Source organism: Burkholderia sp. 8Y, from assembly GCF_902506145.1.
In the GTDB taxonomy this organism is placed as follows: Bacteria; Pseudomonadota; Gammaproteobacteria; order Burkholderiales; family Burkholderiaceae; genus Caballeronia.
Genome location: NZ_LR733544.1, coordinates 96,751 through 105,847, shown reverse-complemented (window position 1 = coordinate 105,847; position 9,097 = coordinate 96,751). Strand labels below are relative to the sequence as shown.

Annotated in this window: 6 protein-coding genes; 4 read left to right on the top strand and 2 right to left on the bottom strand. The window is 60.3% G+C overall.

Annotation, left to right across the window (positions count from 1 at the left end):
* On the bottom strand, positions 1-3,476 hold a 3,476-nt coding region (locus GV035_RS27525), incomplete at its 3' end, for a YDG domain-containing protein (protein WP_159839027.1).
* Between the two features lie 1,546 nt (positions 3,477-5,022).
* On the opposite strand from GV035_RS27525, the gene GV035_RS29880 reads away from it, so the two are divergent.
* Positions 5,023-5,241, top strand: a complete 219-nt coding sequence (locus tag GV035_RS29880) for a hypothetical protein (RefSeq protein ID WP_328699819.1) — start codon at positions 5,023-5,025, stop codon at positions 5,239-5,241.
* A gap of 152 nt (positions 5,242-5,393) precedes the next feature.
* Here the strand turns inward: GV035_RS29880 and GV035_RS27515 are convergent.
* Positions 5,394-6,517 (bottom strand): IS3 family transposase gene (locus tag GV035_RS27515; protein WP_442859611.1). Its coding sequence is split into 2 segments (ribosomal slippage): positions 5,394-6,259 and positions 6,259-6,517, totalling 1,125 coding nucleotides; the frame shifts between segments, so codons are not numbered across the junction.
* Between the two features lie 158 nt (positions 6,518-6,675).
* On the opposite strand from GV035_RS27515, the gene GV035_RS27510 reads away from it, so the two are divergent.
* The 3 genes from GV035_RS27510 (at position 6,676) to GV035_RS27500 (ending at position 9,076) form a co-directional block, all read left to right on the top strand.
* Positions 6,676-6,975 carry a hypothetical protein gene (locus GV035_RS27510; protein WP_236572882.1) on the top strand — a complete coding sequence of 100 codons (300 nt, stop codon included), beginning with the start codon at positions 6,676-6,678 and terminating at the stop codon, positions 6,973-6,975.
* A 141-nt stretch (positions 6,976-7,116) separates the two neighbouring features.
* Entirely contained in the window at positions 7,117-7,806 is a 690-nt protein-coding gene (locus tag GV035_RS27505; protein WP_159839023.1) for a response regulator transcription factor, read from the top strand.
* Positions 7,796-9,076 carry a sensor histidine kinase gene (locus GV035_RS27500; RefSeq protein WP_159839041.1) on the top strand — a complete coding sequence of 427 codons (1,281 nt, stop codon included), beginning with the start codon at positions 7,796-7,798 and terminating at the stop codon, positions 9,074-9,076. Before GV035_RS27505 ends, GV035_RS27500 begins: the two co-directional genes overlap by 11 nt.
* Positions 9,077-9,097 lie beyond the last annotated feature (21 nt).

Sequence of the window (9,097 nt, the reverse complement as noted above, 5' to 3'; positions counted from 1 at the left end):
CTCAAGCTGTTGTTGAGATTGACCGTCTTGCCGACAGCGGCATTCTTGTCGCCAAACGCGCCCGTGCTCGCAAGCGTCACCGCATCACCGGTGATGAGGCCGCCGAGCGTGGCGCCAACGGTGCTGACGGTCGCCGCAGTCGTGCCGTCATAGGTCTTGTCGGCCGCGCTGATGCCAGCCACCGTGAGAGACTTGGGCGTGATGCTCGCCGTGGTCGTGCTCTGACCGCCCACCGTGTAGTTGGCCGCGTCCGCGCCGCTCAAGCTGTTGTTGAGATTGACCGTCTTGCCGACAGCGGCATTCTTGTCGCCAAACGCGCCCGTGCTCGCAAGCGTCACCGCATCACCGGTGATGAGGCCGCCGAGCGTGGCGCCAACGGTGCTGATGGTCGCCGCAGTCGTGCCGTCATAGGTCTTGTCGGCCGCGCTGATGCCAGCCACCGTGAGAGACTTGGGCGTGATGGTCGCCGTCGTCGTGCTCTGACCGCCAACCGTGTAGTTGGCCGCGTCCGCGCCGCTCAAGCTGTTGTTGAGATTGACCGTCTTGCCGACAGCGGCATTCTTGTCGCCAAACCCGCCCGTGCTCGCAAGCGTCACCGCATCACCGGTGATGAGGCCGCCGAGCGTGGCGCCAACGGTGCTGACGGTCGCCGCAGTCGTGCCGTCATAAGTCTTGTCAGCCGCGCTGATGCCGGCCACCGTCAGCGACTTTGGCGTAATTGACGCGCCATTGTTTGCACTCGCCGAGCTCAGCGTCGGAAGCTGGTAATTGCTGGCCAGCCCGTTCGTTCCGTCGGTCAGGCTCAACGCGCTGAGGTAGCTGGCACCTGCGACGGTGCGGCTGTTTGCCGTCGCGCCGCTATAGCCCAGGGACTCGCCCGATACGAGGTTGCCGATGGTTACGTAGCCCGTCATATCGGTCGACCCATCGTAGGTCTTGGTCGCCGAAACTGTCACCGTGCGAGGCGTGATGCTAGCCGACGCACTATTAACGGAGGACGACGCGAGCGAGTAGTTGCCTGCATCCTGGCCGCTTAAGGCAATCCCCGAGATGCTAACGTTGTTGTAGCTCCCGACGTTGGCACTGGAGAATGACCCCGTACCACTGACATTGACGTTGTCGCCCGAAACGATGCCCGATGCTGTGACCGCGGCAGCCGTCGTGCCGTCGTAGACTTTGTCACTCGCGATCGGTGTCAAGCTCTTAGGCGTAATGGTGTAGCTACCGTTGTTGAAATAACCGACAGCGTAGGTGTTCGACCCCGAGGTGTACGAGGTCGCATTGCCACTGCTTGGTATCAAACTCTGATAGGTGCCGACGTTCTTGCTCGGTGTCGCATACACCGGATAAGTGCTGAGGTTGCTGACGTCAAATCCTGACGGCGCGCCGAGGCTCGAGAACGACAGGCCAGTAGCGGCCGTCGTGCCGTCATAGACCTTGGAGCCCGAGCCAGTTTGGAACACGTACACGGGGAGCGTCGCCATATTGACGGCTTGGTACGTTGCATACAAGTAACTGCCGTTCGAGCCCGGGACCTCAAGCGTGCCACAGTTGGGGAACGACGAATTGCCGCAAGGCGGGTGATAAGTGAAAGTCGTCAGCTGCGCCGAGCCATTGATCAAAAAGAGCAGGTTGGCAACGGACGGAGAGGTAAAGATCACGCGTGCTTGATTGCCGGCGTTGACGAGGCCAAGCGCGCCATTGACGCCCTGCGAGTTGCTGGCGTCAAAGACAATAGAGCCGCTTCCGCCAGACGTCTTGAACGTCGTGAGCGTGTTCGAATTCGCTTCGACAGAAATACCAAATTCTTTGGCGCTCGTCGTGCTCTTTCCGCTCACAAGCAGGTTGCCGCCGCCACTGTCGACCGTGGCTCCCGAAAGGAAATAAACCCCTGCCTTGGTACCGTCGTACGAGCTCGAACTTGCCGAAGACTGACCGTTGATGGTGATGTTGCCGCCTTGAGAGGCGATCGATACGCCCGTACCCACCAGTACAGCCGGATTGGCCGTTGACGTGCGGTTTAGCGCATAGCCGATGCCGTTGTACACCGAACCTGCTGCGCCGCCGATAAGAACGTCACCACCGTTCGAGTTGATGTTTGCGTTGACTGCAACGCCGCCGACGGTGGCGCCGCTCGCGTTCGCCGCGCTCAACACAACGTTGAGTTTGCCGGATGACGAGGTAATCGGAGCGTTGACCGTAATGTCACGGTCTGCCTGCAGAGTCAGCGTCGCATTCGATCCTGCGGTCTTGCCAATGGCGCTAGACACAGTGATGTCACCACTGCCCGCGCCGGTAGAGCCATAGGACGCGTTGCCCGACTGGGTCGTTACCGTGACGCTGGTACCCGAATTAAGCGCGCTGACAATATTGCTCGCGGCCGTCGAATCGATCGTGTAATCGTACGGATCGATGAGCCAAGAACCGGAGGTGCCGGCCTTAGCGCTTGCAGTTACCCGGAGATTCGGCAGAGTAACAAGATCTGCAGCCGACGTCTCGATGGCGCCGCCATTGCCGCCACTGGGTGCGCTTGCGTCGAGCGTGCCGCCGACCACCGCGCGGCCGTGTGTCATGTCGCCAACGAGCGAGATCTGGCCTGTCTCGCCGTTCGCAAGCGTCCGTGCCCTGATCACGCCAGTGTTGTTGATCACGGTCGAGAGCAGGGTGTCGGCCGCGCTCGCGCGCAAGTAGATCAGCCCCCCGTCTGCCTGGATTGCGCCGCCGTTGTCGATCAACGCATTGAGGACGCCTTTGTTGACCTGAACCTTAACGGGGCCGCCGAAGTCAAGCGTCACGTCACTGCCGGCGCCCATAAGCACGCTGCCGCCCCGCGCGACGAGTGCGCCGGTATTGACAATCCGGGCAGCAACCAGCGCAATCGCTCCGCCCGCTGTGGTTTGGATATTCGCCTGGTTGACGATCGCGTTGGAGCTGCTGCCGGAGAAGTGATACTTACCGGCCATGAAGTCTGAATCGCTCAACTGCAACGTCGAAGCGACCAACCCGCCGACATTGACCTGCGCTGTCGGCATGAAAAGAACGCCGTTAGGATTCACCAGGAAGACATGTCCAGGGGCGTTCAGGGCGCCCTGAATGACGGATACATCGCTGCCCGTTACGCGATTAAGCACAACTGCACTTGCCGAGGGTTGTACGAAGTTGACCGTGTTCCCCTGGCCAATCGAGAAGCTGTTCCAGTCGATTGCCAGACGCCCACTCGACTGATTGACGGTTAGGGATTCACCCGATTGGCTGATCGTCCCGGTCCCCGCTGTTATATGGCCATTCGTTGGCAAAGAGGCGCCCCAGCCCGGCCCACTGACAAGTGCACTCGCGCCCAGGATGGTCGCGGCCAGTCCCTTACGACCAGAAGCGGTTTTACGGCAAGCACGCTGAGTCTCGGCGGCAGGAACGAATCGGTTGTAACGTCTGTTCCAGACCAATCGATACACGTGATTAAGGGATGCTCGCTTCATAATGACCGGCTCGTCGAAGACACTGGGGTGGGCCTACCTAGGGTGCATATGAGGAGCGGGAAGACGCGTCGCGCGACGAACCGGTTCACTCACGCTTCATGTTATCGGCACTAATGCCCTGAAACTTTAGCCGCAGGCAAATCGTACCGATTATGAGCTGTAGCGCCCACGAGTCATCTTCCGCAGGACTTTGTCCCAACCACTACCATGACGTCTTTCTGCTGTCCTGCTACTACGGTGAGCTCGTCGCGCGCGGCGCACCGGCTAACGCCGCTGCGCGGGTCATACCGTCACGCTGTGGTGACGGCGCCCCAGTCTTCTTGTATGCGACGCCCAAATTCGTGTAGCTCTAAGCGAGCCTTAACGACGCTCGACGGCCGCTCGCGCGAGGTTGCCCTTGATCTGCAGGAGCCGACGGCGCTGTTCATGCTGTGAGTTCGTCGTGCCGAAACGAGTTAGCTTGTCGCGGCCGACGTACAACCAGGCCAAAGCCGCCTTCGAGCTAGCTAGGCGCTTCAAACACTCTGCGACGAGCTGCCGGGCGCCCTGCACTCGAGCGACTCGCGCGATTGTTGCCCGTGGAATTGCGGGCGACGACCGTGCCATCGGTTTACAAAATGAGCGATTTGCCGTGCGCGCCCAGCCGAGATGCTTCCTTCGTCGCTCAAACATAATCGATAATCCATTCCGTGTTGATTGATACGTTCCGAGCGACGAACGCCGGTTGGCTCATTCGACAGGACGACGGCAAGGTAATTATTGGACCGAGTCTGTTCCGTCAACGTCCACAGTACGCTGACCGGCGGCCACCCCTGCATCGCGGGGCTCTTGTTGCTGGAGGAATTGCCAAAATGGCTTTTTTCGTTTGATTCTTCAGGCGTCACTGCCAAGCCACCTTTCCCGGATGGCGAGCCTTTCCAACGTCTCGTCAGTCGCAGGTATTCCTATGTGCAACGGAAGGTCTTGATCCAGCGACCCGTTCTCGGCCAACCATTTCGCAAGACACATACGGAGCATGCTTGCCGCATCCGCGCCCGGACGTTTATAAAACCCTATCAATAAAGGCGTGCCCTGGGGTACTCCCAGTATGGATTCATCAGCGGAAGTTGCGGACTGCCCGGGTACAATCCAACAACTGACGATCAGCCGGTTGTCAGACGCACTTGTATAGCCCTCTGCTCCCCGGTCGATGAAGCGCTGTGCCTCGACGAGAAATTCTTGGAGTGATCTCCCACGCGCCGCCGGCTCATATCTTAGAAGATCTATGACCTTGTTCTTTTCCACTGCTTCTAGGCACTCGCCCGCTTGCCGAAGACAAAGCCCGTTTATTTTGAGAAGGCGAAATCTAGCTTGCGGTTTTATCGGTGCCGGACCTTCGGATGCAAGCGATTTTCCGTTCTGCCCGCGAAGGGACGATGCGAAGAGACGGATGGGGCGCTTAACGGTGATCCGTATCAGCTTCGCAACAGCCCTCTTCGCCAAATGTCGGGTGTGATCGTATCTGCCGCGATCGCGGCTTCGTTGGGCTATACCCGCTCGATGCCAGTTGCCCTCCTTCCTTCAAGATGAAGGCGCCGCGCGATGGATCTATGGCGCGAACGTCGAACTGATCCGTTCGGCAGACGTCGTTATGGCGAACCTGGATGATTTTCGAGGCCAGGCGAGCCGGACAGCGGGACTGCCTTCGAGGTGGGCTCGGCAGTGGCGCTCGCCAAGACCGTATAGGAATATCGGTCGACGGAAAAGACGCTCGCTGAGCGCGTAAAGGCCACGTCCATGAGCAAGGCAGGAGGCATTTGCGAAGCCGGTTATCTCATCGAGGATTTCGGACTGACCGTGAATCTGATGCTTGCGTTGGCGGGCCAGACTTCTGCCTCGACGCGATCGCGCTCTAACTGGACTGACCTGCCCCCGGTATTAGTACGAAGCGCTGTTAGAGTCCGAGGTTAGTAGTTCCTTCGCTTCGCGCGCCTGCGCGAATTGCATCGGCGCTAGGTACCCGAGCGAGCTGTGAGGCCGCTCGGTGTTGTACTCAATACGCCAATCTTCAATCAAACGCTTGGCGTGACGCATGGAAACGAACCAGTGCTCGTTCAGACATTCGTCCCGGAATCGCCCGTTGAAGCTCTCGATGTAAGCGTTTTCCACCGGCTTGCCAGGCCGGATGAAGGACAGCATAACGCCCACTTCGTAAGCCCATGCATCCAGCACCTTACCGGCGAACGCCGGACCGTTGTCCACCGTGATGGACCCGGGCAAGCCGCGCATCTCGCGTAACCGTTCAAGCACCTGCTTTACACGTTGACCTGGCAATGAGGTATCGACCTCAATGGCCAGGCATTCACGCGTGTAATCGTCGACCACGTTCAGGCAGCGAAAGCGTCGACCATAGGCCAGCCCATCGCTGACGAAGTCCATCGACCAGCTCTGGTTCGGTCCCGTTGGCATCGGCAGCGGTTTGCGCTCGACAGCGGCGGTGCGCTTGCGACGGCGCTTGCGCACGCTCAGTCCAGCCTTGCTATACAGCCGCCAGATGCGTTTATGGTTTGCTAGCCAGCCCTCGCGCTGCAACAGCACATGAATGCGCCGATAACCATAGCGACGCTTTTGCGCCGCGATGGCCATCATCCGGCCAGTCAGCGCCTCGTCTTCAACCCGGCGGCGCGACTCATACTGAAACAGAGACCGAGAAATTCCTACCAGCCCGCAGGCGCGGGTGACACTCATGGCGCGTTCGGTCATCAATATCTTGACCGCTTCGCGTTTGGCCTGCGGGCTTGCTACTTTCGCGACAGCAGGTCCTTCAACGCAGAGTTGTCGAGCATCGACTCGGCCAGCAAACGCTTGAGCTTTCCGTTCTCGTGTTCGAGCTCCTTCAAGCGCTGCGCATCGGACACCGTCATGCCGCCAAACTTCGCCTTCCAATTGTAGTAGGTCGCTTCCGAGATGCCGTGCTTACGGCATAGCTCCGATGGCTTCAGGCCCGTCTCACCTTCCTTGAGCACGCCAATAATCTGTTCTTCGGTGAATCGCTTCTTCATGACCGCTCCTTGTCGAAACGGACTCTACACCGTCAGCGTACTAATCGCGGGGAGCAGGTCACTTCGCCTTCGACGTGCTATGCACTTACAGCGACGCGCGCCGCTCTATACTTTGCCCGACTCAGTGGCTCTTTATTACGACGGCGGCCGGCAAACCGATGCAGCCTGACACGCTGCTCAAATGCGTGCGCTCCGCCTTGCACGAGGCGAATCTTTCCGCTGCTGACGAGAGTCCCCGCCTGCTTAGAAACACTTTCGGCCGACGTCATTTGATCGCGGGAAAAAGTAACGAGCAGGTCAGCAGCCTGATGGGGTTGTCCAGCCATCGGACGGCGATGCGGCTGCGCCAGACCATTGTGCCGACGCAGGCGGAAATACGCAGCAATGACAGAGAGCGGCCTGAAAGGACATCCACCCAGGCCGCCGGTGTGCCGCTCGTACGACCAATTGCTCTTTGAAAGCGGTCACTCAGCAGCGAATGTGCAGTCCTTGTCAGGATGTACTCACGCCCGAATCGATCGGACCTACGCATCCTCGACGCATGAAGTTCTGCGGTAGCATCGGCGTTTCTGCTGTCCGAGGGTGATTCACGTATGTCCATGAAGGTGCTCATTGTCGAAGACGATTCTTCGATTACCGCGAACCTCTACGACTATCTTGAGGCTAGTGGTTACCAAATCGATGTAGCCTCCAATGGCTACGTCGGGCTGGAGATGGCGCTTGCCGACTCATGGGACGCCATCCTCCTCGACCTGTCACTGCCGGGCCTGGACGGGCTCACGCTTTGTCGCAGGCTGCGGGAAGAGGCGGCGCGGGACACGCCTGTGCTAATGCTGACCGCGCGGGACGCGCTCGACGACAAGCTCGCAGGTTTCGTGCACGGCGCCGATGACTACCTGGTCAAACCGTTCTCCCTGATGGAAGTGGGCGCCCGTCTTGGCGCCATGATCAAGCGCTATCGCGGCCAGGTCGCCACCATGGATCTTCGGTTCGCGGATGTGCGCCTCGACCTGTCAACGATGATCGTCGAACGCGCCGGGCGACCGATCAAGCTTCCTCCCAAATGTCTACACCTGCTGCGCATCCTGATGCAGTCGCCCCGCCGCACCTTCACCCGCGCCGAGCTCGAGGCCGAAGTCTGGGGCGAGGCGCTACCCGGTAGTGATACGCTGCGTACACACATCTATACCCTGCGTCGGGCGCTCGTGGGGCCCGATGAAATCGACGTGATCGAAACGCTGCACGGCGTCGGGTACCGGCTCGTGGCGAGTGCCGACGATGCGAACTAGCCTGCGCTTCAAGGTCGCGCTGTTTTTTTCCGTACTAACCATCGCGCTGCTGGTCGCCCAGGCGCTGGGCGTGCGCGCCCTGGCCGAGGCGCAGGAAGAAAGACTGATCGCCGCGCTGATCCGTGACGACATGGCGAATGTGCTGAAGGGCTACCAGGCCAATCCGGCGTTGCTGCCGCCATTCGATGTAAGAATGAATGGCTATGTTTCGGGCGCGGACCGTGAGTCCATCGTCCTGCCCGAAACGGTCAGGAACCTGCCTTTCGGCAGCCGCGAAATCATCATAGGCGAACGGGAGATCCACGTCGCGATCGCGCCGATGGGCACGGCGCGCCTGTACCGGGTCTATGACTTCAACCTCTATGAAAAGCATTTCAAGGCGGTCATCGACGGGCTGATGGGCGGCACCGGCATCTTTGCGCTGCTGACGATCTGGCTGTCGTTTGGACTTTCGGGACTGCTGGTACGGCAGGTCGCGGGACTCGCGAAACAGGTGAAGACGCTGCGGCTCGGAGAGTCGGCGCCGATCCATCCGGGCAAATACGACGAGACCGAACTGGCCGGGCTCGTGCAGGCCTTCAATGACTACCACCACCGCATGGCCGACATGATCGCGCGCGAGAAGGCGTTCACGGGGAATGTCAGCCACGAGCTGCGCACACCGCTCACGACCATCACGACGAGCTGCGAACTGCTCGAGCGCGATCCGGCGATCCGTGGCAAATCGCGCGCGCGTCTGCAGCAGATCGAGCGGGCAGCGAACAACATGCGCGAAGTCACCAACGCACTGCTGATGCTCGCGCGCGAAGATTCGGCACGCGAGGGCGAGCCGGTGGCAATCGCGACAATGATCGAAACCGCGCTGACGCCTTTCGCCGGACGTCTCGCGCAAAAAGGACTCGCGACGGACATTGCCGTGGACCGCGAACTGCGCGTCGTGGCGAACCGGCCGGCGCTTGCGATCGTGCTATCCAACCTGATCGACAACGCCGTACGGCATACCGACCAGGGACACGTTCGGTTTCGCTACGCCGACGGCTGGCTGCACATCGAGGACACGGGATCGGGTATCCCGGCGGATGCGCTGCCGCATGTCTTCGACCGGTTCTACCAGGCGGGATCGTCTGAAACGCCGACGCCTGGGGTCGGGCTTGGCCTTTCCATCGTCAGGAAACTGTGCGAGCGCTACGGGTGGTCGATCCAGATCGGCAGCGAACCGGGCAAAGGCACCTGCGTGTCGCTCAGTCTGCCGGCTCAGAATCGGACCTAAGCCGGACCCGAGCCGCACTCG